Origin of the sequence: Collimonas silvisoli (assembly GCF_018305005.1) — a bacterium.
GTDB classification, from domain to species: domain Bacteria; phylum Pseudomonadota; class Gammaproteobacteria; order Burkholderiales; family Burkholderiaceae_D; genus Collimonas; species Collimonas silvisoli.
Window position 1 is genome coordinate 41,514 of the sequence record NZ_JAGQEG010000003.1, and the last position, 26,680, is coordinate 68,193.

The window sequence follows — 26,680 nt, forward strand, 5'->3', positions numbered from 1 at the left end:
TAACGCAGAGAAAACGCCGCACTTGTGCGGTGTTTTTTTTCACTGCAACAATTTGTGCCTATGCCAATAATATAATGGGACGATCCCCCAATCGCCATATAAATTGAGATGAATTTCTTATGAAAAAAACCATTATTTTAACCGGGGCCACCGGATATATAGGCTCTCATACCTGGTGTGCCTTGATTGCGGCCGGGTATAACGTCATCGGCCTGGATAATTTTTGCAATAGCACTATCGAAGTTGTTAACCGAGTTTCTATAATTACCCAGAAAAAATTAAATTTTGTCGAAGGTGATGTGCGCGATGCAACTCTGCTTGAGAACCTTTTCTCACAGAATAAAATAGATGCGGTCATCCATTTTGCTGCGTTGAAAGCCGTTGGGGAATCGGTAAAACAACCACTTACCTATTACGATACAAATCTAAATGGTCTATTGGTTTTATGCAAAGTCATGGCGCAGCACTCGGTGAAAACCCTGGTATTCAGCTCATCTGCGACGGTTTATGGCGACCCGGAAACGGTGCCGATTAAGGAAAATGCTCCTCTACGTGCAGCCAATCCATATGGACAAACCAAGTTGATGAGTGAGCAAATTTTGCGTGATCTGGAATGTTCGGATCACGACTGGGACATAGGCTATCTGCGCTATTTCAATCCGGTTGGCGCTCATGAAAGCGGATTGATTGGCGAAAATCCCCTGGGCGTACCCAATAATTTGATGCCCTATGTGGCACAGGTCGCTGTCGGCAAACTGGACAGATTGCGCGTATATGGCGGAGACTACCCTACGCCAGACGGCACAGGTGTGCGCGACTATATTCACGTGATGGATTTAGCGGAGGGGCACGTCTCGGCACTGTCACATTTGCTCGGCGACGGCGCATCATTCACCGTCAATCTTGGGGCTGGACGCGGTATCAGCGTTCTGGAGGTAATCGGCAGTTATGAAAAAGCATGTGGGCATCCAATCCCCTACGAAATCGTTGCAAGACGTCCAGGCGATGTTGCAGCTTACTATGCTGATCCGTCGTTAGCGGCGCGAATCCTCGATTGGCGTGCAACTCGGGGACTCGATATCATTTGTGCCGACTCTTGGCGTTGGCAGAATATGAATCCAAACGGCTTTTCCGATACTTGACGGCCGTTCGATTCAAGCAAAAATTCTGATCCCCAGCTGTAAAGCTTCTTGTCCAATGTCCAAAATTACTAAAAATCTATGGGGACGGCAGCTCTTCCTGATGCAGAATTTTTTTACGCTTTATAATATATGTTAAGAAAAAAGCTATGCTTACAACGTAATACGGATAGATTTCCCACCACAAGAACACAACATCTACCAATCCAAGGATGATAAATCCGAGACACAGCGCAAGCCCCATCGCAGCTGTATATCGGATTTCCGAATCATTATCGCGCAGCTCTCGAGAAAAATAATATGCGGGAACAAAATACAACGCTAATATTGCCAATAGACCGAATAAACCAAGCCTGGACATCATAAATAATATTTCGTTGTGTGAATGCGGGAACGTGGCAGAAAGTGGCGTAATAATATTCCTTTTGGATAAATCCTCTAAAGCTTTCGGAAAATTTTCCACACCGACCCCAAAGATTGGATGCTCCTTGAACAACACCCATGATCCACGCCATAATTGAAGACGGATACCTAAAGAAGTGTCTACGTTTGCGCCTACCGAATACTGACTGATATCACTTTCGGCAACCAAGACCCGTTCCTTTACAATATTTCCAAAGTAGGATACAGCGCCCAATAGAATTACAAAGAAAGTGATAGCGGATAGCTTGTAGCTGGAGCGAATATTTTTTGCCGCCAGGCCGGCGATGACAGCAAAAACCGGTATGGTAAGCCAGACACCGCGTGATTGCGATAAATATGCCGCATACAAGCCGGCACATAGCGCCGCAATTTTGAAAAATATAACTGCTTTATTGTCAGATTTATTCCATGCAATCGATAATGTGGAGAAAACACCTAGTAACAAAGCCATCTCACCAAAGATAATAATAGGGATGAAATCCGTTCCATAACGCGTTGCTCCGCCGTTCGTCAGCGTATATATTTTGATGGCTGACAGGAAAGCTCCTATGACCAAACCCCACTGGACAAAAAATCAAGACAAACATCGCCAATCGGAATGGTGGATCGTACGTCCGCCCCCGAAAATGTCCGGACCCAAGCTGATTCGCAAATACGGCAATTAACGGGCTGCACATTGCCAAATGAAGCGGCCAGTACTCTTTTATCAACTGCCAGAATGACTTGCCGTCGGATTCTCTCCGAGACACAAGGAAAATCAGACCAAGCAATAACAATAAAGCAAAAATTACTCCGGCAGCACGGTCTACAACCAATGCTAAAATATAAAATGCTACTAATAAGCCAGTAGCCAATAATTTCAAATAACGCAACTATTTCTCCGATTCGCGGATATTTAAAGTTTGAAAATTAATACATTGCCACACCCGTACTCGAAGCCGGGAAGCAGATCTGATCTTTTGATTTAAATATTATTTTCACAATCCATAAGCATGAACAATATTATTCATATTCCAATCGAATAATTAAAATTTATTTTAAGCGAATCTTCATGTTATAAATAAGTTTCACCCATAAATATTTTGTATGCCAATATACACCCTCGGTAACTCTATGTTGCTTGACGAGAAATTTTGAAAACAATTTCAACTCTCTCGCAGTTTTAGGTCGATCCAATGGCATATCGGCCCAGGAAGACATTGATTGATATTCAATGAATATGGCCTTCGCTTCGTGCAAACACCAGTCATGCCAAGGTTTTACCGGCCCGGTAAAATGCATAAACACAATCGGCCCCGGCATACTCAAACGCATATCACCTTTACTGAGAAAATCTACCAAATGGTAACGAAAATTCCATTTTTCTTCGATATATCTCGTACGGCCGTTTAACACAATATTTAATGCATCCTGATCTGCAAAAACCAGTTCCTGCTTTGTAAGAATAGTTAATGCTTTATTCTGAGAGTCGTTCGCCACCCAGTTATCAACATTAATGTACATGACACCGGCATTGAAATATTCGCTATGTGGCAAATTTAATGCAGCAATCTGTGTCTTTGCGGTGGTTTCAATCTGATCATGGACTACCGCAGCTATACAGTTGTCTATTTCTATAGACAACAATTCAGTAAGCCCGCCCAGACATAAGATGTCGGCATCCAGATAGAGCACTTTCCTGGTGATTCCCTGAAGTAAATTCGGAATCAGGAGCCGGACGAATGTGCCCAGCGGATGCTGTGAAAAACAAGGAAATTGGGAAAACTCAGCCAGTACACTTGTTTGGATAATGTGAATATTGATAGAGGTGTTATAGCTGCTTTCCAACCTCTCCAGTCGGCGCCGGCTGTCATCCGTAATGGAAAATGCAAACACATGAAAAACAAAAAACACACCAGGATTATTTTTCAGAACGGAGGTAATAGTGACGCCCATGCCTCTGAAATAATTTGTGTCGACACCAAACGCGACATGTACGGCATCAGAGTGGGGAGCGAGACCTGAAAGAGAATTGCGGGATGAAGTGGCACCCAATTGTTGTCCTTGCTAAACGATGTTGTATAGATCCTCAAAGCTCAAGGATAAATTTCCAAGCGAGAATATTTAACAAAAATACACCCTCAAAATCAACTGCATTGCACTTTTAAAGTAGCGAAGGATAACAAATTTGAGTTCTGCATGTCGTTAAAACGTATGCTCATACTGAGTCTTTCAGCTACCGGTTAATTGAGCTGCGCTGACTTAGTTCTTTCGGGCAACTTTGCGTCAGTTTGCTGTCAGGCAGTTCCCATGTGTCGCGAATACCCGTGTCGCATGCGATACCACAACACTCCCAACCACTCATGCAAAGCATATTCGCTACGGCGCAAGCCCTCTCCCGACGGCAAGAAACTTAATAAGGTAAGCCGGTCCCGGCTAAAAAACATGGTCGGCGCAATCACTACATCCAACCCGGTCTGCGCAAACATCATCTGCGCTCGCGGCATATGCAGAGCATCAGTCACCAATATGATTTTTTTCACCCCCGCTTGGGCCAGAATCCCGACCGAGAATTCTGCATTCTGCTCGGTATCGTCGGATGCCTCTTCCAGCCATTTTGCCGGCGTCGCAAAATCGTCGCGCAAGCTGTTTGCCATCAGTGTGGCCTCGGATATTTTCGAACCCTCAGGCATGCCGCCGGATACCAATATCGGCAGCCCGGTCTGGCGCTGTATCTTGGCGCCGTAGCGCAAACGCGCCAGAGTCCAATAGTTTGGGGTGTCGCCGTCGTTATATTCAGGCGCATTTTCCAGCCTGCCTCCGCCCAATATGACAATCGCCTGTGCGCCGTCGGCAGCAGCGGCCGCCAACGGCGGCGCACGTTGCTCCAGCGGCGTCACCAGCAACAACGCGCCGGCCTTGCTGCTTAGCACCGCCAGCAACAACAATGACGCGAGACTGACGACCATGCCGACACGCGGATAGGCACGCCGCAGCAGCATGCCGGCGATGCACGACAAGATCAGATTGGTTGGCAGGAGCAATAGCGCGCTCACCACTTTGGTGATGATAAAAGTTGCATGCATGGTTGAACGGAATTAGATAAACGGCGCCAGCAAGGCCATGGTGCGCGCGGTGGCGCCGCGATGCTGTTGCGCGAAATGGCTGGCTTGCTCACCCATCGCCTGGCGTTGTCGATCGGCCTGCAACAATTGCAGGGCTGTATCCAGCATATTGTCGACATCGCTCACCCGTTGCGCCGCACCGGCAGCAATCGCCTGCTCAGTGATGTCTGAAAAATTGAAAGTATGAGGACCGATCAATACCGGCTTGCCGACCGCAAACGCCTCGATCAGGTTTTGCCCGCCCATCGGTAGCAGGCTGCCGCCGATAAACGCCACATCGCAAGCGGCGTAATAGGCGAACATTTCCCCCATCGAATCGCCGACCAGTATCTTCACTTGAGGCTGCACTGGCTCGCCACCCAGCCGAGTACGGCGCGACGATGGCAATCCCTTTGCTGCCGCTATCTCAACCACCTCATCGAAACGTTGTGGATGGCGCGGCACGATAATGACCAACAGATTGGCATATGCCGGATCCCGGCCGCGTTTCGCCAAGGCCTCAAGAATCAGTTCTTCTTCGCCGTCACGAGTGCTGGCGCACAACAGCACCGGACGCTTGCCGATCAGCTCTCGCATCGCAGCGCCGATAGCCAATAGGGATGGAGCAGGCGTGACATCGAATTTAACGCTGCCGGTCACCTGTACGTTGCTACCGCCGAGTTGCCGCAAACGGCCGGCGTCTGCTTCAGTCTGTGCGCCGACACAGGACATGCCGCTGGCAGCTTCGGTCATCAGGGTAGAGAAACGCTTGCCGCGACGCAGGGAACGCTCCGACAGACGCGCATTGACCAGCGCCACCGGCACGTTGTGGCGTCCGCACTGGACGATCAGGTTTGGCCACACTTCGGTTTCCATCAGGACGCACAGGCGAGGCGAGAAATGCCGCAGGAAGCGGCCGGCCATCCAGCCGGTATCGTAGGGAAGAAAACACTGCAGCACCCGCGGCGACTTGCCAAACAAGGCTAGGCCGGTGGCGCGTCCGGTGGCAGTCATATGCGTCAACAGGATGGCGTGTTCCGGATAGGCGTCGAGCATGGCCGCGATCAAGGGCTCGGCAGCACGCGTCTCGCCGACCGAGACCGCATGCACCCACAGGAATTTCCCCGCTGCCAGCGGCGGTGCTATGGGCGGATAAAAACCAATCCGTTCCAGCACATGCTGCCGGTAACCCGGTTCTTTACTCCCACGGCGCCACAAGCGCAGCAAGACCAAGGGCATCGCCAGCCACCATACTGCGGAATACAACAGACGGATACGCCAGGCCCGCCCTGCATCAAAACCCGATGCAGCCTTCATTCGGTCAGCGCACGGCCAGTCAGGCGACGCAAGATTGCCAGCGGACTGGCGCCGGGATCGTATTGCTTGGCGGCCGGCAGGTGCAAGGTTTGCTCCATCATGTACTGGCCCGACATCACCGCGTGCGGCGTCTGATCAGAAAAGCATACCCATACCGATCCTGCTGCAAATGGCTGCGTCACTTGCGGACCATCTTTCTGATAGGCCAGATCAGACTTCATGGCGTCATGCAATTGCAGCATCAGATGATCGTATTCGCTGCGTAAGGACTTGGTGACATGCAAGGCGTTCAAGGCCTGAGCCTGCCAGCGCGAATACGCTTTTACTCTAGGCAAGAAGCGTTGCGCCACATCTTCGAACGGTTCACCGACACGCCATACGCGCGGCACGCCATCCGGATTGACGTTGGCAAATACGCGCAAGATGCGTTCGCCGTAATTAGGCCGCGAAGGAAACGCATCGACGTGCATGCGGCGATCATCGGCGCGCCAGGATTGGGCGCGGGTTTCCACTTGCATCGGCCGATAGCTGGTCGGCGCCATGCGCAATTCGCTGCGCGTATCGGCATAAGCAGGCAGCAAGGAATAGATCAGTTGTTGCGCTTGCTTTCGAAAGCGCCCGATCATGTTTGCCAAAGCAGCCAGATCTGCCGCATCGCCTAGCGCGCCTTTCAATCTGCCATTAGCGTCCAGGCTGATATTGCGGCTCTTTGGATCGCGAATTGCCGGCGTCAGGAAGCGCTTTTCATCGGCGCTGAAGATAAAGCTGAGATGTGGGAAATACAGGACTTTTCCGGCTTCAAGCGCAGAAATCCACGCCGAATTCGGTGTGCCGATCTGCCAGTCGGCAATGTCAATTTCGAGAATTTGTTGTTCCATGGCCGTATTATGCCGTGTTGCAATGACGGCGTGAACCACAGCATCAATCGGTTTGAATTCAGCCTGAATTATAGTTGCCAATCAATTAATTCAAGAAACGCCCTGCCGGCACGGATTCAGAGAGCTCTGATGGCAACCGGGCCGCAACATTTCCCTCTGTTGGCAGACAATAATCCATCCTATAATAAATTGGCATGTACCGACGCGATTTGGCATTAATGCACAAAGAGAGGTCTACCCATGGTTCACATGTCAAGACGCCAGTTCCTTAAAACGACTGGCGCTACCCTGGCAGGTTCGAGCCTGGCGCTGATGGGATTTTCGCCGGCGCCGGCGTTGGCGGAAGTGCGCAGCTATAAACTGGCGCGCACTACTGAAACCCGCAACACCTGCCCCTACTGCTCGGTCAGCTGCGGCGTCCTGATGTACAGCCTCGGCGATGGCGCAAAAAACGCCAAGGCCAGCATCATTCACATCGAGGGCGATCCGGACCATCCGGTCAATCGCGGCACGCTTTGCCCTAAGGGCGCGGCGCTGCTGGATTTCATTCACAGCCCCAGCCGTCTTCAGTTCCCCGAATACCGGGCGCCCGGCTCCAAGGAATGGAAACGCATGTCGTGGGAGGATGCGCTAAACCGTATTGCGACCCTGATGAAACAGGACCGGGACGCCAATTTTGTCGAACAGACGACAGCGGGCCTGACCGTCAACCGCTGGCTGACGACGGGCATGCTGGCAGCATCGGCCAGCAGCAATGAAGTGGGCTACCTGACCCACAAAACCATGCGCAGCCTCGGGCTGCTGGCGTTCGACAATCAGGCGCGTGTCTGACACGGCCCGACGGTGGCAGGTCTTGCCCCGACGTTTGGCCGTGGAGCGATGACGAACCATTGGGTCGACATCAAGAACGCGGACGTGATACTGATCATGGGCGGCAACGCAGCCGAGGCTCACCCCTGCGGTTTCAAATGGGTGACGGAAGCCAAGGCACATAACAAGGCAAAGCTGATCGTTGTCGATCCGCGCTTTACGCGCTCGGCCTCGGTCGCGGATTTCTACGCGCCGATCCGTACCGGCACCGATATCATTTTCCTCGGCGGGGTAATCCGTTACCTGCTGGAAAAGGATCAGATCCAGCATGAATATGTCAAGAACTACACCGACTTCACCTTCATCGTGCGCGAGGATTTCACCTTCGACGAGGGGATTTTCTCTGGCTACAACGCGGAAAAGCGCAACTACAGCAAGAGCACCTGGGATTACGAACTGGGCGACGACGGTTTCGTAAAGACCGATCCAACCCTGGCCCACCCGCGTTGCGTCTTCAACCTGATGAAAACGCACTACGAGCGCTATACGCCGGAAATGGTGGAGAGCGTATGCGGTACGCCCAAGGAAAAATTCCTGAAAGTGTGCGAGATGCTGGCGTCCACCGCATCGCCGACGCGCGCCGGCACCATCCTGTACGCACTCGGCTGGACCCAGCATTCGATCGGCTCGCAAATCATCCGCACCGGCGCCATGGTGCAACTGCTGCTCGGCAATATCGGTGTCGCCGGCGGCGGCATGAATGCGCTGCGCGGCCACTCGAACATCCAGGGCTTGACCGACCTGGGGTTAATGACCAATTTGCTGCCGGGCTACATGACACTACCCTCGGAATCCGAACAGGATTACGGCAAATACATTGCCGCGCGCGCCAGCAAGCCGTTGCGCCCGAACCAGATGAGTTACTGGCAGAATTACGGCAATTTCCATGTCAGCCTGATGAAGGCCTGGTGGGGCGACGCCGCCAAGGCAGAGAACAACTGGGGCTACGATTACCTGCCCAAGCTGGACAAGCCGTATGACATGCTGCAGGTGTTCGAGCTGATGAACCAGGGCAAGATCAACGGTTACATCGCGCAAGGCTTCAACCCGCTGGCAGCGGCGCCGGACAAACGAAAGATCGGCGCCAGCCTGGCCAAGCTGAAGTTCCTCGTCATCATGGATCCGTTGGCCACCGAGACCTCTGAGTTCTGGCAGAACCATGGGGAATTCAACAACGTCGATCCAAGCAAAATACAGACCGAGGTGTTCCGCCTGCCGACCACCTGTTTTGCCGAGGAAGACGGTTCGCTGGTCAACTCCGGCCGCTGGCTGCAATGGCACTGGAAAGGCGCACCGCCTCCAGGCGAGGCGCGCAGCGATCTGGAAATCATGTCGGAACTGTTCCTGAAGATTCGCAAGATGTACATCAAGGACGGCGGCAAATATCCCGATCCGATCGTCAACCTGGCCTGGCCTTACGCCAATCCGGAAAGCCCCACCGCAGACGAGCTGGCCAAGGAATACAACGGCCGCGCGCTAAGCGACCTGGCCGATCCCAAAGACGCCAGCAAGATCGTACGCAAGAAAAACGAGCAAGTGGCCGGCTTTGCCGAGTTGCGCGACGACGGCAGCACCGCTTGCGGCTGCTGGATTTTCGCCGGCTGCTGGACCGAAGCCGGCAACCAGATGGCGCGCCGCGACAACTCGGATCCGACCGGCATCGGCCAGACCCTGAACTGGTCATGGGCATGGCCAGCCAACCGCCGCATCCTGTATAACCGCGCATCGTGCGACCTTAACGGCAAACCGTTCGATGCAAAACGCAAGGTGATCGGCTGGAACGGCCAGAAATGGAGCGGCGTCGATGTTCCAGACTTCAAGGTGGACGAAGCACCGGCGGGCGGCATGGGGCCGTTCATCATGAACCCGGAAGGCGTGGCGCGTTTCTTTGCCCGCGCCGGCATGGCCGAAGGGCCGTTCCCGGTGCATTACGAACCGTTCGAAACGCCGCTCGGCTACAACCCGCTGTTTCCAAAAAATCCGGCGGCAACCAGCAATCCGGGCGCCCGCGTGTTTCCTTACGACCGCGCCATGTTCGGCAAGGCCGACGCCTTCCCGCATGTCGGCACCTCTTATCGGCTCACCGAACATTTCCATTACTGGACCAAGCATGCGCGTCTGAACGCGATTCTCCAGCCTGAACAGTTTGTCGAAATCGGCGAGGATCTGGCGAAGGAAATCGGCGTGGTCGCCGGCGAGCGTGTCCGGGTCAGCTCCAAGCGCGGTTATATCGTCGCCGTCGCTGTGGTCACCAAGCGCCTCAAGAAAATGATGATTGAGGGCAAACCTGTGCACCACGTCGGCATCCCGATCCACTGGGGTTTCAAAGGTCTGGCGAAACCGGGCTACCTGACCAATACGCTGACGCCTGGCGTGGGGGACGGCAATTCGCAAACACCGGAATTCAAATCGTTCCTGGTCAAGGTCGAGAAAGCATAGGAGCAGCCATGGCACTGCAATCATTAGATATCAAACGGGTGTCCGCCACCACCACGCCGCCGCCTGGCGTGCGTGAGCCGGTGACCGGCACCGTTGCCAAGCTGATCGACGTCACCAAATGCATCGGCTGCAAAGCCTGTCAAACCGCCTGCATGGAGTGGAACGACCTGCGCGACGAAGTCGGCGTCAATGTCGGCGTACTGGATAACCCACCAGACCTGACGGAACATTCGTGGACCGTCATGCGTTTTTCGGAATATGAAAATCCGAAAGGCAACCTCGAATGGCTGATCCGCAAGGACGGCTGCATGCACTGCGAAGACCCGGGCTGCCTCAAGGCCTGCCCTTCGCCTGGCGCAATTGTCCAGTACAACAACGGCATCGTCGACTTTCATGAGGAAAACTGCATCGGCTGCGGCTATTGCGTGACCGGCTGCCCGTTCGACGTGCCGCGCATTTCCAAGAAGGACAACAAAGCCTACAAATGCACGCTCTGCTCGGATCGCGTCGCGGTGGGCCAGGAACCGGCCTGCGTAAAAACTTGCCCTACCGGCGCCATCGTATTCGGCACCAAGGAAGATATGAAGGCCCATGCGGAAGAGCGTATCGTCGACCTCAAGGAACGCGGTTTCGACAAGGCCGGCCTGTACGATCCGCAAGGCGTCGGCGGCACCCATGTCATGTATGTGCTGCACCACGCCGATCAGCCGTCGCTCTATCATGGCTTGCCAAACAATCCACGCATCAGCCCGCTGGTCGGTTTGTGGAAGGGCGCCGCCAAACCGCTGGCGCTGGCAGGCATCGCCCTGACTGCGCTGGCAGGATTTTTCCACTACATCAAGGTCGGCCCGAACGAGGTCTCAGCAGAAGACGAGGCGGCGGAACGGGAAGAAACCAACGCCACGCGGCGCGCGGCGCAGCCGGCAACGCCGCCCGATAGCAACGCCAACTCGCAGGACCTGCCGCCATGAACAACGCCGAACGAGACGCAAAGAACGACACTATCGAACGTTACAACGCCAGGGAACGCATCAATCACTGGATCGTTGCCATCACATTCGTGGTGTTGGCGCTGTCCGGGCTGGCGCTGTTCCACCCGGCGCTGTTCTGGCTCAGCTTCGTGCTGGGCGGCGGCACATGGACGCGCATCCTGCATCCGTTCATCGGCCTGCTGATGTTTATCTGTTTTGCCGTGCTGGCGCTGGGTTTCTGGCGACACAACCTGATCGAAAAAAATGACATTGCCTGGCTGAAAGGAATACGCGACGTAGTCAACAACCGCGAAGAAAACCTGCCGCCGGTAGGCCGCTACAACGGCGGCCAGAAGTTGCTGTTCTGGATGATGATCGGCTGTATGATTGGATTGCTGCTATCCGGCATCGTGATCTGGCGCGCCTGGTTTTCCTGGATGTTCCCGATATTCGTCATCCGGACGGCGGCGCTGCTGCATGCGCTATGCGGTTTCCTGCTTATCGTCGGCGTCATCGTGCATATTTATGCCGCCCTCTGGATCAAGGGAACGGTGGGCGCCATGACCCGCGGCACGGTCAGCCGAGCCTGGGCGCGCAAGCATCATCCGGCTTGGTACCGGAAAATGACAGGCGAATGAAGGGGCTACTTTGCAACGCATTCTCGAACCAGGTGAAATCGAAGCGCTCGATCACAACGCGATTCCGCGCATTCGCCTGCCGCACGCCGACGTATTCACCAATCGCTCGCGCCGCCTGAAACAACTCGCAGCAGGCAACGCCATCGGCGAATACCTGAGCCTGATGGCGGTGCTGGTAGAGGCGCAACAGCAGGCCTTGGACGAACTTGCCGGCGAGCCAAACGACCACGCCCAGGACCAGGCCCGCATCAACCTCGCGCACACGCATTTGATGCCGCTGATTCTGGCAACAAACCAGGTGCGCAACCCGCACTGGCCTTCTGTCCTGGACCACTTGCTCGAACGCGTCGCAACAGCCGGCGGTGTCCCGGCAGCCGTAACCGAACTGATAGCGCGCATCCGGCAAAGCAGCGCGAACCGGCGTGACAGCCAGGCCGAAGCCATCCTGCAGGGCAATAACGAGATCGTCGATCCAGCTGCTGCGCCGTTCTACGCCGCGGCCTTGCAGGTGGTGTGCAGCGATCTTGTGACCCGCTTCAGCGAACGTGACGTGCCGCTGCTCGATACGCCCGGCCTATGCCCATGCTGCGGTTCGCTGCCGGTCGCCAGCGTGGTGCGGATGGATGGACAATCGCAAGGGCATCGTTACTTGCAATGCAGCATGTGCGCCGCCGAATGGCATATGGTGCGCATCAAATGCAGTCATTGCGATTCCACAAGAGGCATTGCTTACCAGGTCATAGAAGACGGTTCGGCAGCCATCAAGGCAGAGACCTGCGACGAGTGCCATAGCTGGCTGAAAATCTTCTACCAGGAAAAAGATCCCTATATCGAACCGCTGGCAGATGACCTTGCCAGCCTAACTCTGGACCTGCTGATGGGTGAAACCAGTTACGCACGCCGACGCTGCAATCCACTGCTCTGGCAATCCATGGAGAATTGAATGGCTGCTGCAATCACGCCGGCCGGGACAAGCACTAGCTCGATGGCTTCCGCCAGTGACATTCCCTCGGTAGACCGTGTCCTGAACCTGGCGCAAATCAAACCGCTGCTCGCGCAGTACGGGCGCACTCAGTTGACCGGCGCGCTGCGCAGGCATCTGGACCAGCTTAGAGCCGATGCCCTGGCCGGCAAACTGGTACTGGCAGACGTGGATGATTCGCAGCTTGCCGCCATTCTTGAGAAGCAACTGGCAGCCGCCAACCGACTGCACCTGCGTGCATTGTTCAACCTTACCGGCACCGTCCTGCACACCAATCTTGGACGCTCCCTGCTGCCGGATGAAGCCGTGCAGGCGGTGGTCAGTGCGTTGACCACTCCAGGCAATCTCGAATTCGATTTGGACAGCGGCGGTCGCGGCGACCGCGACGACCTGGTCGAGGACGTGCTGTGCGAACTGACCGGCGCCGAAGCCGCGACCGTCGTCAACAACAATGCGGCTGCGGTGTTGCTGATGTTGAATACGCTGGCGCAGAAAAAGGAAGTCATCGTCTCGCGCGGCGAGCTGATCGAAATCGGCGGCGCCTTCCGGATTCCAGACATCATGCAGCGCGCCGGCGCAAAACTGGTGGAGGTCGGCACGACCAACCGCACCCATCCGGCAGATTACGCCAATGCCATCACAGCACGCAGCGCGATGCTGATGAAGGTTCACTGCAGCAATTACGCCATCAGCGGCTTCACCCGCAGCGTCGCGGTCGATACCTTGGCACAGCTGGCGCGGCCGCACGGAATCCCGGTCACCGTCGATCTCGGCAGCGGCACGCTGCTTGACTTGGCGCAGTGGGGTTTGCCGAGCGAGACCACGGTACGCCAAACCATCCAGCAAGGCGCCGACCTGGTCACCTTCAGCGGCGACAAGCTGCTGGGCGGACCGCAAGCCGGCCTCATCGTCGGCCACGCCGACCTGATACGCCGCATCAAGAAAAATCCCCTGAAGCGCGCACTGCGTGTCGGCAAGCTCACGCTGGCAGCGCTGGAGCCGGTGTTGCGACTGTATCTGGCGCCGGAATTCCTGAGCGAGCGCCTGCCCGCATTGCGCCTGCTCACCCGTCCTCAGCTCGCCATACGCAACCAAGCCGAACGTCTGCTACCCATCTTGCAAAACGTGCTGGAAAGCCACTATACGGTTACGGCAGAAGCCATGTTCAGCCAGATCGGCAGCGGCGCCCTGCCGATTGACCAGTTGCCCAGCTACGGCCTGGCGCTGCGCGCCGGCAATGCCGCCAACGGCGGCAAGCACCATGGGCGCGCGCTGGACAAACTCGAAAAGGCTCTGCGCCAGTTGCCGCGCCCGGTGATCGGCCGCATCGGCAACGACGCGTTATGGCTGGATTGCCGTTGCCTGGAGGAGCACGACGAAGCGCTGTTCAGCGCGCAGTTGCGCGCCATAGTCCTATGATCGTCGGCACCGCCGGACATATCGATCACGGCAAGACCACGCTCATCAAAGCTCTCACCGGCGTCAATACCGATCGTCTCAAGGAAGAGCAGGAGCGCGGCATTTCGATTGAGCTGGGATACGCCTATACACCGCTGGAGAATGGCGACGTACTGGGATTTATCGATGTACCCGGCCATGAGCGTCTGGTGCATACGATGGTGGCGGGCGCATCCGGCATCGACTTTGCGTTGCTGGTGATCGCCGCCGACGATGGCGTCATGCCGCAGACCCGCGAGCATCTGGAGATATTGCAATGGCTCGGGATCAGCGCCGGCGCAGTCGCGCTGACCAAGATCGACCGGGTCGACGCAGCGCGTATCGCCGAAGTCAAGCACGAGATCCGGCAATTGCTGGCCTCCTCGACGTTGGCCGGCACACCGCTCTTCCCGGTAGCCGCACATCTTCCGCAAGATGCCGGAACCGGGGCGTTGCAACGTTATCTGCATGAAACCGCACAGCGCCTGCCGGCGCGCCGCGACGACGGCTGGTTCAGGCTGGCGATTGACCGGGTATTTACCCTGGCGGGACATGGCACCGTGGTCACCGGCACCGTTTTCTCCGGCCGGGTCGAGGTCGGTGACCGTGTCGCGTTGATGCCGTCCGGCGCCATTGCACGCGTGCGCAGCCTGCATGTGCAAAACCGCCAGGCTGCCAGCGGCCACGCCGGACAACGGTGCGCACTCAACCTGAGCGGCATCGACAAGGATGCCATCAAGCGCGGCGACTGGGCCGCCGACTCGCGGGCAATGACAGCAACGACGCGGCTCGATGTGGAACTGCAGCTATCGGCCAATGCCGGAATATTGTTGCGCAATCGCTCACCGCTGCACGTGCATCTGGGCAGCTCGCACCAGCTCGCACATATAGCGCTGCTGGAGGGGAATACGCTGGCCCCCGGTGGCCGCGGCAGGGTGCAACTGCAGTTCGACACGCCGCTCTGCGCCATTCCCGGCGATCGTTTTATCGTCCGTAACGCCCAAGCCAATATGACGATCGGCGGCGGCCGCATACTCGATCCATTCGCACCGGCACGCAAGCGTCGCACTCCGGAGCGCCGGACCTGGCTCGATGCATTGACGCAGATGGTGGATGGCAATGGCGTCACAGCGCTGCTTCAAGCCGCGACGCCCGGCGGATTGCGGCTGTCGGCATTGATGCAATTGGCTGGATTGCCGCCGGCCGCATTGCGCTTGCCCGACAATGTGCAAATGATTGCCACCGGTGCGCAGGAGCAAGACAACTTCGTCATGCTGTCCGCCCAATGGCAGTCGCTTCGAGCGCGCGCAATGAGTGCGCTGACCGATTTCCATGTCCGCTTTCCAGACGAACAGGGTGTGGATGCCGCAAGGCTGCGGCGCATGACGCTGCCGACGCTGGACGCGGCGTTGTGGCTGGCAGTCATCGACTCTTTGCTAAGCAATGGTGCGATCCTGCGCAGCGGACCATGGCTGCATCTGGCCGGGCATGTGGTGACCTTGTCCGACAGCGAGCAGCTACTGGCGCAGCAGCTGCTGCCTATGCTGGCCGCAGCGCGCTTCGATCCGCCCTGGGTCCGAGAACTGGCGCAAGCACTGGCCGTGCCTGAAGAACGGATGCGGCAACTGCTGCGCAAGATGGTACGGCAAGGGCTGCTATACCAGATTGAGCATGATCTGTTTTACCACCGTGACTGCGTGCGCGAATTGGCCGGATTGGTGGCCAGCCTGGCGGCCGAACAAACGCAGGAACATGGCGCTGCGGCAGCCTCTGGAATAAGCGCAGCACGCTGGCGCGACGCTACCGGACTCGGGCGCAAGCGTGCAATCCAGATTCTGGAATTTTTCGATCGCGTAGGCTATACCCGCCGCGTTCGCGATACGCATGTAGTACGCGCCGGTAACGTAGTCTCATTCTGAGACGAAAAACAGGAACGATAGACCGGCACTTTTGGCGAACGGTACAATACGGCAGCACCAAGGAAGGCATACGTATCCGGTGATGCGGCCGGGCTTCAAACCCGGCGGGGGGTGCCAGTCACTCCCGGGTAGGTTCGACTCCTGCTGCCTTCCGCCAATCAGCTGTTTTAGCCAGGGTATTGATCGCTTCCGCAACCTGCTCAACAGTTGGCGCTGTCCCGGTGTCGCCCAGGTTGATGATTTGCGGCGACCAGTTCCCTTCCGTCTTCCAACGCGGCGAATCGCAATACAACTCGATAGTCGGGCGCTTGAAAGCTGCGGCGATGTGAGTCAGGCCGGTGTCGACGCCAATCACCAATGCGGCGCGCTGGGCCAGCACGACGGCCTCCATCAATGGCAATCTGGGCAACACCCGCGCATTGCTCATATGGCCTGACAAGTGTTCTGCATGACGCTTCTCTGCATCGCTGCCCCAGGGTAGCAACACCAGCAAGCCGCGCTCGGCCAACAACCCGGCAATCTGTATCCAATCTGCAGCCGGCCATTGCTTCTCTGCACGCGCCGTGCCGTGAAAAAAAACTGCATACGGTACCTCGGGCAACCAGGCTGGCAGCGTCGCCGAGTCTGACTCTGGGATATCCATATTGAAATCCGCTGCGCCGTCAACGCTATAGCCCAAGGCTTGCGCCGCAACCTGGCGTGCACGCAAGACAGCATGCGTATGCAGGCCGACCTTCACGCTCTTGGTATGGAATAGTCGTGACAGCGGTTCGTAGCCGGAACCTTCGGTCGCATTCGCCAAGCCAATTCGATGGCCGCCGGGAGCAAGTCGCACCATCCACATGACCACACTGGTTTTCAGCAAGCCTTGGGTATCGAATACGATGTCGTAGGCATCCAGCTTTAACTGTCGCCGGAAATGCGCGATTTCTGCGCGGGTAGCAGCGGAGAGCAGACTCTTGCGCCAACGCCGCAAGGCAATCGGGATAATCCTGCGCACCTCTGGATTCATGCGCACCAGGCCGGTGTAGCCCTCTTCGACCACCCAATCGATATTCGCGTCGGGATAATGACGCCGGATATCCGACACCATTGGCATGTTATGGACCACGTCTCCCAATGAAGAGACGCGGACAATGAGAATGTTCAAACCGGGTTCGCTTCGACAGATGATTAGAAGGGCAATGCGGCATCTGGCTTGGCAGCCAGGATCACGCGCTTGAATTCCGCCTGGATGCGCGCCAGCGCCTGCTCCGATTCCGCTTCAAAGCGCATTACTACGACCGGCGTGGTGTTGGATGAACGGACCAGGCCGAAACCATCCGCATATTCAACCCGCAAACCATCGATCTTGATAATATTCTCGGCCCCGGCAAAATCCGCTTCGCTCTGCAATTTCTCGATCAAGGCGAAATTCTCCCCCTCGGCCAGCGTCAAATGCAATTCTGGCGTGCTGGTCGATTGCGGCAAGGCATTCAGCACTGCCGACGGGTCGCTTTCCCGGCTCAATAATTCGAGCAATCGTGCGCCCGCATACATGCCGTCATCAAAGCCGTACCAACGATCCTTGAAGAAAACGTGTCCGCTCATTTCGCCGCCAAGCGGCGCGCCTGTTTCACGCATCTTGGCTTTGACCAGCGAATGGCCGGTTTTCCACATCAAGGGCTTACCACCGCGCTCGGCAATCCATGGCGCCAGATGACGGGTGCATTTGACGTCATATAAAATCTCGCGACCAGGATGACGCGTCAGCACATCTGCAGCAAACAACATCAGTTGCCGGTCTGGATAAATAATCAGGCCGTCCTTGGTGACCACGCCAAGACGATCGCCGTCACCATCGAACGCCAGTCCCAATTCGGCATCCGAATTTTGCAGGACGCGAATCACGTCCTGCAGATTTTCCGGATGCGCCGGATCGGGATGGTGGTTAGGGAAAGTGCCGTCCACTTCACAAAACAACTCCTGTACTTCGCAACCGAGCGCGCGATACAACTCACCGGCAAAAGCACCTGCTACGCCGTTGCCGCAGTCGACTACGATCTTCATCGGGCGCGCCAGCTTGGTGTCGCCGATAATACGCTGCAAATAGGCGTCCTTGATATCGTGCTTGCGGTAGCTGCCGGTTACTGCCGGCACGGTGGCGCTGATGCTGTTGCTGGCGATCGCCTGGTACAGCTGCTGAATCGTATCGCCATAAATCGCCTCCCCCGCGAGTACCATCTTGAAGCCGTTGTAATCGGGCGGATTATGGCTTCCGGTGACCATGATCCCAGACTGCGCGCCAAGCACATGCGTCGCAAAGTACACCATCGGCGTTGCCACCAGGCCCAAATCCACAACATCGACACCTGCAGCCTGCAATCCGGTTGCCAGCGCCGCAGCAAGTTCAGGCCCCGACAAACGACCGTCGCGACCGATAATCACCACTTGCTCGCCTTTGGCGCGCGCGGCGGCACCAAACGCCTGGCCGATTTGGCGAGCGATGCCGGCGTCTAATGTTTTGCCAACGATCCCGCGGATGTCATAGGCTTTAAATATCGATTTTGAGATTGGGAGCATGGTTTTTATGTAAAGGTATGGCTGCCCAATATGAATAATTGGGCAGATTTCTTGAACAAGCAATTGAGATCTGATAATCGGCAGTCATCACCATAATTGCCGGCGTCATATGCCTGCAATTCATCACACTTGACGAACGAAAGCCAACTCGGGAAATAACAACTCCCGCAATATTTTCCTATAGCGCTGTTTTCAAGCGCGTTGAAGAATACCAGAAATAATAAATTTACCGACTTATACCCGCAGATCATCCACAGATTTACCGGCAGCAACCCATTCCTGAACCCATTTTGGCTGGCGTCCACGGCCGGTCCATTGCAGCAAACTGTCAGCCGGATGACGATAACGTACTGCCACCTTGGTTTTCGGAGCACGATTTTTAGCGTTCGATTGCGAGTCCAATAAATCTTTCAAGGAAATACCGGCATGTTGAGCAATCGCCAGAATTTCTTCGCGCGCCTTCACCAACTCTGCTTGCGTCTTGGCTTTAATTTCCTGCGCTATCTGCTCCTGCAAAGCACGCAACTCGGTAATCGACATATCTGATAAATTCATAAAAATCCCTTCAATATTAATTTGCACTTTTGAAAATTGTACGACATACGGGGAAAGACATACAAACTCAAATCGTCAGTAGCATTAACTCTAAATTGCTCTTGGACAAAACAACAGGTATAAAGTTTTTGATTAACCGAAAATTTTCGTGATCGACCAACTTAATTTTACCAATACCTTGCGATCCCTTTTAGGAAGAAATATAAACCAGGAAATACCGCAAGCGATCATTATCGACACGGTTCCCAGCACCGCCCGCTCAAACATCGACAGGTCCGCCCCGCCCAGGAAACCAATAGCAAGCAGAAATCCGCCCCCCAAACAAACAAAGGGGAGAATCTTGCGCCTTACTGCTGCAGGGCCCACCCATAAAAGAGCCATGCAATCCAGGGATACCCGTATGGTCCACATCCATGCGGCGCCAAGAATTCCCCAATTGAGCGCAGCGAAATACAGGCCTGCCATATACAACGGCAGTTCTGCTAAATGAAGACGCGCGGTCAAATGCGAACGCCCCACTCCCTGTATCCAGGCAAACGGAAAATGCGCCACGGAATTAACGAATATTCCGACGGCAATGATCTGTATTATCCGATAGCTATTTATCGCAAATGGCTCGCCCATCCACAATTTCATACCCCCATACGACAGAACCACAGCAATGGCGCATACCGGCAACATGATAGAACCTATTATGCGAATGCCGCGCTCATATAAATTAGCTTCAACACCCTCCTCCGCAGCGTCATGTACCCCCGAAAACTTGGGGAACAGCACGCTTGCGAGCGCCCCGGGTATCACACTGGTACGCATCATCAGCTCAAGTGAAACTACATACCAGGCTATGGCTCTCGCTGGCACCATGGATGCCAGCAAAAATCGATCGAAGTACACCATCAAGGGGCTGATAACGTTCGACACTGTCATCCATCCCCCCTCACGGAAAAAATTACTTAATGAACCAATTTTTCTGGGGGCGACGCCGAAGACAATTTGGCGTTCGACAAGAACACAGGCGAACAGATGCGCAATCAAGGCCAAAAATCGCCACAGCACAATGGTGATGATCATGGCTTCCAAGTTCGGATACCAGAATACGATAATCGCCGGAGCCGCATAATTCCAGCTGCCGAAAACAACCCGCAGCACATTCAAGCGACCGAATTGCTGCATGCCCTCAAGCATGCCCCGAAACCAGTTTGTCGCCAGGGTAATGGGCACGCACCAGGCAATCCAGCTCCATGCGCTCGCAATTTCCATAGCAATTTGGCCTTCTGACCAAATACGGCTGATCCATGGACCGGCAATCAGCAATATGAGAGCAATCACCAGCATTACCGGGATCGCCCACCACAGGAAGAAACCACGCAGCTCACACAATTCTTCGAACAATCGGCCTTTCTCAATCGCGTGGGCAACACGACGCGTAACTACGCGACTCAAACCGAAATCGAGAAAACTGAAATAACCAACCAGCGCCCACACGATGCCCAAAGCGCCCAAGCGATCGACACCGGCGTGATGGGAAATCACGGGCACACAGATCAATGCGATCGGCATTGGAATGATATTTCCCAACAGATTGAAGATGAAAAATCGCAACATGGCAATCTCTTTAAAAACCCCTATTCAAGAGCGAAAATCCTTAGCAGCGTCGCGGCCTTTATCGCCACCACATTTAAGGTATGGCTGTTCCTACACATTCCTTATTGCGGATCGCCAAACAATCAGCAATTGAGGTTTGCGAAAGCCGACAATGAAAAACGTTCATCTATCTATACTTACTCTTATTTCGCCGCTTAATTGCCATCCAGCCAGGCACCTTGAAACGCACAATGCGGAGGTACAACCAGACATATGACAGTACAAATAACAAGAAGAAGCCCAGCAACATCCATGGATGACGCCAAAATAACGTTGCCGGCGCCACCGCCAACAACGAGAGCGCCCATAAATATGGCGATGTCAGGGAGTTACTGCGGGTGATCATGCGAGCATCGTGGTAGCCGACAGCCCAACGCACGATGCGACGGAAAATCAGGCTATGCAGATGAATTCCATCCGGCATGCCAGGTGAAGTACGCCTGACCAAGAGTCGGCGATAGATTGAAAACACCGTCTCGAATGCGGGATAAACCAACAGCAGGGCAGGATACCATGCAGATACTTGCGGGTTGCGCGCCACCAGCAGGATCGCCAGTTCGGCAAGCATAAACCCTAAAAAATAAGCACCACCGTCACCGAGAAAGATCAAGCCAAAAGGATAGTTCCATAATAAGAACCCGGCGATAGCGCCGGCAATCACAAGTGCGGCAGTCATCACAAAGACGTCGTTAACTTGCCAGGCAACGTAGCCAAGCGAGAACAACATAAACATGGTTACGACGCTCGCCAATCCATTGAAGCCGTCGATCAGGTTCACCGCATTGGCTATTCCCGCGACCAGAACAACGGTCAATGGAATAGCCACCCAGCGATAATGCATGAGCATATCCAGCCCGACAACATCGATTCGCACAACCACCGCATTCAACAGGTAAATGCCGACGGCAGCCGAAACCATCGTCAGCAGCAAACGATGCAGCGCCCGCACCCGGCCTGTCAGATCTTCTGTCAAGCCCGCCAGAAATGCCACTGCAGAGGAAGCCATCAAAAGCAATATCAGGGCTCCGACGGCAGCATCGCGATAATACGTAATAACTCCTGCCGATATCGAGGCAATGAAAAGCGGCAAACCGCCAATGCGCGGCACGATCCGGGCGTGAAATTTTTGGACGCCAGTGAGGTCGTTATCAAGCGGGACATGGCCATGATGAGCCAACCGCAATACGATCATCGTTGCCAGAAATGAGATAACGAAGCTAATGAGAAAAGAAGTCATTCCAGTGAGTGCCGATAATGTCAAACGAGGGCCATTATGGCACTCCACCAACTACGTAATTCAGAAATTTTTCACAATGCCAACGATACTTGTTGCATTCTGACTTCGCGTGTAACGCAGCTATTCTGTCTAAGCCAATGCGAATCCCGGATGAAAACCATGCGCACCATCGGCGGCGTCGCCTTTATTTTCTGGACATATTGGCCCGCAAGCGATTTGCGCTAATTCTCAAATAGGCACTGGAAGTAAAGAATTTCATTGCACTTTGGATATGCCAGGACAAATATCGCAACTTGCGATGACTATCGCGTTGCGCCTCATGAATAACGCTTACGCGTTGATTCACCAATACCTGATAGCCGGCCAGGCGCGCCCTTGCACACAAATCGACATCTTCGAAATACATGTGGTAGCGCTCGCTCAGGCCGTGTAAACGACCATAAATCTCACGCGGAACAACCATGAACATACCGGCCACCCAGTCCGGCACAATGACATCGCCTCTCACGGTCAGCACTTCCAGAGGCAAAGAAAAATGAAAAGCTCTGCTGAGCAATCTTTTTCCCAACAAAATCGGGCTAGGAAAATTACGCGCGCTATCTTCAATTTTATTTTGTTTATTGACGATTAACGGCGCACAAATGCTGTTGGGATTCTCCTTAATCGTGGACAACATGACATCAAACGGATCGAAGCCCAATTTGATATCCGGATTCAAGATAACAAAATTATCCCCATTACTAATGGCAAAAGCTGCATTGTGATTGCGAGCGAATCCCTTTATCCGATCATTTTTAATGACTCTCAAATCAAATGGCAACGCAGGAAAATCAAAAACGAAAGACTCCGGTAAATTCAGGGTAAGAATCACCTCAATGTCCGACCGATTCAAACGAATCAGATCCTCAATCAATCTCTCGATATATTTTCCATGACCATGGCTAACGATCGAAATTGAAAATCTGGGAGTCATCATTAGTATAGTTGTAAATATAAATAGAAAGAGGCGTCGCAATCCCTCAATCCTGGAATTATAATTTTTCCATGATTGAAATTATCAAAAATCTATTTCAGCGATTAACAATATCCCTTACCACACTACGCATTCCATTTGAAAACACATGATAGCGGCCGCTTTTCCATTCTGAGAAAATGCTTGCAATTCGTTTCAATTTATCACTGGGAAGATGCGAGCGGAACTCGACATGTTTCTTCATTTCAGGCAAGAACGGGGGCGGCTCAATCGCATGCATCGAGGACAATTTTGACAATTGCCTCATCAACTCCCCTTGCCGGGCTGCATACTTTGCATGAAACTGGCCTGGCGGAGCGCTCAACAGCTGCCAAATCCTCCATTTCGACAAAGGCATCCCGAGCGCATTATTCGCATGCTGACGATAAAGAATCGTGGGTGTGTCAAGCAAGCTCATCCGGCCATGCGTCGCGGCGGCTATGGCGAGCCACTCATCATGTACCAAGGCAGCCGGAAATGGTAAGGCAATATCCAGCAAACACCGACGAAAGGCCGCCGTGGCGCCGGTGACCAGATTGCGTCGACACAATATCTCAAGCGCATTTCCCGCCAAAACGGCGCGGCGCTCGCTTTCCGACAATCTCAGTGCCTCGAATAGCGAAACGCCCAAATCCTGAGCAGCGGCGTTAACCAGCTTTGCGTTGGTATGCAACAAAAGCAGATCCGGATGTTTCGCAAATTCGTTCGCCATCAAGGCAATTTTATTCGGCAGCCAGATATCGTCTTGATCACACAGAAAAATCAGATCCGTATCGAGCGCTTGCACCGCGGCTTCAAAATTCTTGATATAGCCCATGCGTTCCGGATGCCGATACACGGAAACGGGTAATGCTGCGTTCTGCGCCCATTCCTGCACAAACTCCCAAGTGCCGTCCACCGAACCGTCGTCATAGATCACGATCCGATCCGGCCGACGCTCCTGGTCCAAGAGACTAGCCAACTGCTCATCAAGGTAAGAGCGCCCGTTAAAAGTGCAGAGCGCCACTCCGCATGTCAACGTATCTTTGCTTCCCGTCATCATCCTGCGCCACCATCAGTTGTTTGATCAATCAATACGGTCAATGGACCGGTACGCCCTTTCAAGCCATGCCAAATGCCCTTGGCCATCAAGCCGATCCTCTTCCAGCGCGGCGCAACAGCGATAGAAGAAAAGACAACGTATTGCAGCAAGCGAAACATGTGGTTTCGCCGCCATACCCAAGACATAGGTGCGAATCGCATCATAAGCACGGTGTTGCGAAACATATAATAATTACGAACTGGCGAATTCAGAGGCACTTCACGCCAATGCCCTACCCAAACACGCACTACACTGTCACCAAGGCGATGGCTTAGCCTTGCGGTGCATACGCCGACAATCGTCAGTCCCTTGTCACGCGCCCGCAAACACCACTCCGTATCCACGTGGTCGATGAAATAGCCTTCATTCATCAAACCAACCACGTTCAATGCGGCAACAGGTATCAAACTTCCGGAAGCGATCAAGAAATCTGCTTCGATCAATCCATCTACGGCAGCGGCACAGGTCACCCACCCGACCTTCGCGCCCTGCCGCCTGACAAATCCGGACAACGATCCGGTACGGCGATCGATACGCACCGGTCCTAGCGCTGCAACATTGACACCTTTTGACAAAAACCGAGATTCGGCAGCCAGTAAAGCATCAACCATGCCCGGCTCCGGGATACTGTCATGATCCATCAACAGCACATGGCTGGCGCCGGCTTCCTGCGCAAAGCGAATGCCGGTATTCTGGGCTGCGGCTATGCCGACGTTGCCGGCAAGCCGCAAAACGCGGGCGCCAGTTTCGGCTGCAACGCGCAAATGCCAGTCAGACACATTATCGCTGCCGTTATCCACCACCACGATAACACTCACCTGTGATGCAAGCGCCCGCAACTGCTGCTCCAGCAAATCCGGATCCGGCTGATACGCCACAGTGACAGAAACAACTTTTGCCATAATCGACCAGTAAATAACTATTTTCCACGAGAGGCGACACGATACATCGTCGCGACTGCAACGACTGAAATAAATAGCCTAATATGCGCTGGCACCGGGCTAAAAGTCCGACCTAAGGAGAAATGTGCCTCAAGAACCAATGAGGCATCAGGAAAAACAGTGGAATTTACTTCCTGCCGTAGATATCGTCAAAGCGCACTATATCGTCTTCGCCCAAGTAGTCGCCACTTTGCACTTCGATCATGACGAGATCAACAACTCCGGGATTTTCAAGACGGTGTTTATTACCCGCGGGAATATATGTAGATTCATTCGAATTGACGAACAATTCGTTATCGCCATTCACCACCCGAGCCATACCGCTCACCACGATCCAGTGCTCGCTGCGATGATGGTGCATTTGCAGACTGAGGTGGCTTCTCGGCTTGACTACAATACGCTTGATCTTGAAGCGAGGCCCCTCTTCCAATATCGTATAAGTTCCCCACGGACGATGCACAGTACGATGGATCTTGTGGGTATCGTGACCTTGCGACTTGAGCTGCGAATAGAGATGCTTGACATCCTGTGCGCGGCTGCTATCGGCTACCAGCAAGGCATCGGGTGTATCGACGATGATCAGGTTATCCACGCCGACCACGCCGATCATCCGCTCATGGCTCTTGATGTGGCTGTTGGTCACATCGTGAATCATGACATCGCCTTCGATGCGATTGCCTCTGCCATCGGGGCTGATCAAATCGCCCAACGCGCACCATGACCCGATATCGCTCCAACCGATACTGCAGGGGACGACCGCAACATTTTTGGATCTCTCCATGACCGCATAATCAATGGAATCATCCGGCACCTGCTCGAAATCATCTGCCGCCAATTCGGTTTTGCTATAGTCCTTGCCTTCGGATTTGTCAGCCTGTGCAAGGCAAGCACGGGTGGTCTCAAGGATTTTCGGACAATGCTGCGCCATTTCACGCAATAGCGCCCCGGCAGAAAAGCAAAATATGCCGGAATTCCACAAGTAAGAGCCTGAAGCCACGTACTCTTGTGCTTTTTCAAGCGTCGGTTTTTCGACGAAACGCAATACGGAATTACCAACCGCTTCTATATAACCGAAGCCTGTCTCAGGTGATTCCGGAGTAATCCCGAAAGTAACCAGCTTGCCTTCCTGTGTAAGCTTCATCGCCTTGGATACCGCCAGCGAAAACGCATCCTGGTCGGCGATGAGATGGTCCGCGGCCAATACCAGCATGAGTGCATCCTCGCCATGGGTCGCCGCTATTTGCAACGCTGCCGCAGCAACCGCTGGGGCAGTATTACGGCCGAACGGCTCCAGGATAAAACTGTTGGCTAAATTTTTTGGCGCCTTGCCTGCCACTTCACGATATTCGCTTTCCGTCTTAAAGAAAAGTTCATGGTTGGTTACTGTGAGAACCTCTGCCACGCCTGGAAGATTCGCACCACGCAACCAGGCGCATTGCAAAAGACTTTGTCCATTTTCCAGACGGATAAATGGTTTCGGATGCATTTCTCGTGAAACTGGCCAAAGGCGGGAACCGGCACCGCCGCATAAGATGACAGGAATAAGCATGAT

At 54.4% G+C, this 26,680-nt stretch carries 21 protein-coding genes and 1 tRNA gene; 8 read left to right on the plus strand and 14 right to left on the minus strand.

Annotated features, from left to right (window positions below; translation table 11 throughout):
- The first annotated feature begins 119 nt into the window (after window positions 1-119).
- Window positions 120-1,142: a UDP-glucose 4-epimerase GalE gene (galE, locus tag KHU33_RS01240; protein WP_211460685.1), complete on the plus strand. Its 1,023-nt coding sequence runs from the start codon at window positions 120-122 to the stop codon at window positions 1,140-1,142.
- 76 nt (window positions 1,143-1,218) lie between these two features.
- On the opposite strand, the gene KHU33_RS01245 is transcribed toward galE, so the two are convergent.
- The 5 genes from KHU33_RS01245 to KHU33_RS01265 all read right to left on the minus strand — a co-directional run bounded on the left by KHU33_RS01245 (window position 1,219) and on the right by KHU33_RS01265 (window position 6,840).
- Entirely contained in the window at window positions 1,219-2,118 is a 900-nt protein-coding gene (locus KHU33_RS01245) for an O-antigen ligase family protein (protein WP_230413982.1), read from the minus strand.
- Between the two features lie 476 nt (window positions 2,119-2,594).
- Window positions 2,595-3,596, minus strand: coding sequence for a glycosyltransferase family 8 protein (locus KHU33_RS01250; RefSeq protein WP_230413983.1), 1,002 nt, complete (start codon window positions 3,594-3,596; stop codon window positions 2,595-2,597).
- A 242-nt stretch (window positions 3,597-3,838) separates the two neighbouring features.
- Window positions 3,839-4,627: a YdcF family protein gene (locus KHU33_RS01255; RefSeq protein WP_211460686.1), complete on the minus strand. Its 789-nt coding sequence runs from the start codon at window positions 4,625-4,627 to the stop codon at window positions 3,839-3,841.
- 12 nt (window positions 4,628-4,639) lie between these two features.
- Window positions 4,640-5,962, minus strand: coding sequence for a lipid IV(A) 3-deoxy-D-manno-octulosonic acid transferase (gene waaA, locus KHU33_RS01260; protein ID WP_230413984.1), 1,323 nt, complete (start codon window positions 5,960-5,962; stop codon window positions 4,640-4,642).
- On the minus strand, window positions 5,959-6,840 hold the full coding sequence (locus KHU33_RS01265) for a Kdo hydroxylase family protein (protein ID WP_211460687.1): 882 nt from the start codon (window positions 6,838-6,840) through the stop codon (window positions 5,959-5,961). Before KHU33_RS01265 ends, waaA begins: the two co-directional genes overlap by 4 nt.
- 240 nt (window positions 6,841-7,080) lie before the next feature.
- Between KHU33_RS01265 and fdnG the strand changes: the two genes are divergently transcribed.
- The 7 genes from fdnG (at window position 7,081) to KHU33_RS01300 (ending at window position 16,253) form a co-directional block, all read left to right on the plus strand.
- Entirely contained in the window at window positions 7,081-10,149 is a 3,069-nt protein-coding gene (fdnG, locus tag KHU33_RS01270) for a formate dehydrogenase-N subunit alpha (RefSeq protein ID WP_211460688.1), read from the plus strand.
- A gap of 8 nt (window positions 10,150-10,157) precedes the next feature.
- Window positions 10,158-11,120: a formate dehydrogenase subunit beta gene (gene fdxH / locus KHU33_RS01275; protein ID WP_211460689.1), complete on the plus strand. Its 963-nt coding sequence runs from the start codon at window positions 10,158-10,160 to the stop codon at window positions 11,118-11,120.
- Window positions 11,117-11,758 (plus strand): formate dehydrogenase subunit gamma, encoded by a 642-nt coding sequence (locus tag KHU33_RS01280; protein ID WP_211460690.1) that lies wholly within the window; start codon window positions 11,117-11,119, stop codon window positions 11,756-11,758. The genes fdxH and KHU33_RS01280 overlap by 4 nt, the downstream gene beginning before the upstream one ends.
- A gap of 10 nt (window positions 11,759-11,768) precedes the next feature.
- Window positions 11,769-12,701: a formate dehydrogenase accessory protein FdhE gene (gene fdhE, locus KHU33_RS01285; protein ID WP_211460691.1), complete on the plus strand. Its 933-nt coding sequence runs from the start codon at window positions 11,769-11,771 to the stop codon at window positions 12,699-12,701.
- Window positions 12,702-14,159: an L-seryl-tRNA(Sec) selenium transferase gene (gene selA, locus KHU33_RS01290; RefSeq protein ID WP_211460692.1), complete on the plus strand. Its 1,458-nt coding sequence runs from the start codon at window positions 12,702-12,704 to the stop codon at window positions 14,157-14,159.
- Entirely contained in the window at window positions 14,156-16,096 is a 1,941-nt protein-coding gene (selB, locus tag KHU33_RS01295; RefSeq protein WP_211460693.1) for a selenocysteine-specific translation elongation factor, read from the plus strand. Before selA ends, selB begins: the two co-directional genes overlap by 4 nt.
- Before the next feature lie 61 nt (window positions 16,097-16,157).
- Window positions 16,158-16,253: transfer RNA gene (locus tag KHU33_RS01300), tRNA-Sec, on the plus strand.
- On the opposite strand, the gene waaC is transcribed toward KHU33_RS01300, so the two are convergent.
- The 9 genes from waaC to KHU33_RS01345 form a co-directional block, all read right to left on the minus strand.
- On the minus strand, window positions 16,215-17,246 hold the full coding sequence (gene waaC, locus KHU33_RS01305; protein WP_211460694.1) for a lipopolysaccharide heptosyltransferase I: 1,032 nt from the start codon (window positions 17,244-17,246) through the stop codon (window positions 16,215-16,217). The genes KHU33_RS01300 and waaC overlap by 39 nt on opposite strands.
- Before the next feature lie 23 nt (window positions 17,247-17,269).
- Window positions 17,270-18,658: a phosphomannomutase/phosphoglucomutase gene (locus KHU33_RS01310; RefSeq protein WP_211460695.1), complete on the minus strand. Its 1,389-nt coding sequence runs from the start codon at window positions 18,656-18,658 to the stop codon at window positions 17,270-17,272.
- Between the two features lie 234 nt (window positions 18,659-18,892).
- Window positions 18,893-19,240 (minus strand): H-NS histone family protein, encoded by a 348-nt coding sequence (locus tag KHU33_RS01315; protein WP_329956007.1) that lies wholly within the window; start codon window positions 19,238-19,240, stop codon window positions 18,893-18,895.
- A gap of 105 nt (window positions 19,241-19,345) precedes the next feature.
- Window positions 19,346-20,818, minus strand: a complete 1,473-nt coding sequence (locus tag KHU33_RS01320; RefSeq protein WP_211460696.1) for a flippase — start codon at window positions 20,816-20,818, stop codon at window positions 19,346-19,348.
- A 166-nt stretch (window positions 20,819-20,984) separates the two neighbouring features.
- The gene (locus KHU33_RS01325; RefSeq protein WP_211460697.1) at window positions 20,985-22,094 is read right to left on the minus strand and encodes an MraY family glycosyltransferase; all 1,110 of its coding nucleotides are present in this window, start codon (window positions 22,092-22,094) and stop codon (window positions 20,985-20,987) included.
- Between the two features lie 184 nt (window positions 22,095-22,278).
- Window positions 22,279-23,070 (minus strand): glycosyltransferase, encoded by a 792-nt coding sequence (locus tag KHU33_RS01330; RefSeq protein ID WP_211460698.1) that lies wholly within the window; start codon window positions 23,068-23,070, stop codon window positions 22,279-22,281.
- A 94-nt stretch (window positions 23,071-23,164) separates the two neighbouring features.
- Entirely contained in the window at window positions 23,165-24,148 is a 984-nt protein-coding gene (locus KHU33_RS01335; RefSeq protein WP_211460699.1) for a glycosyltransferase family 2 protein, read from the minus strand.
- Window positions 24,145-25,089 carry a glycosyltransferase family 2 protein gene (locus tag KHU33_RS01340; RefSeq protein ID WP_211460700.1) on the minus strand — a complete coding sequence of 315 codons (945 nt, stop codon included), beginning with the start codon at window positions 25,087-25,089 and terminating at the stop codon, window positions 24,145-24,147. Before KHU33_RS01340 ends, KHU33_RS01335 begins: the two co-directional genes overlap by 4 nt.
- 166 nt (window positions 25,090-25,255) lie before the next feature.
- Window positions 25,256-26,680 carry a mannose-1-phosphate guanylyltransferase/mannose-6-phosphate isomerase gene (locus tag KHU33_RS01345; protein ID WP_211460727.1) on the minus strand — a complete coding sequence of 475 codons (1,425 nt, stop codon included), beginning with the start codon at window positions 26,678-26,680 and terminating at the stop codon, window positions 25,256-25,258.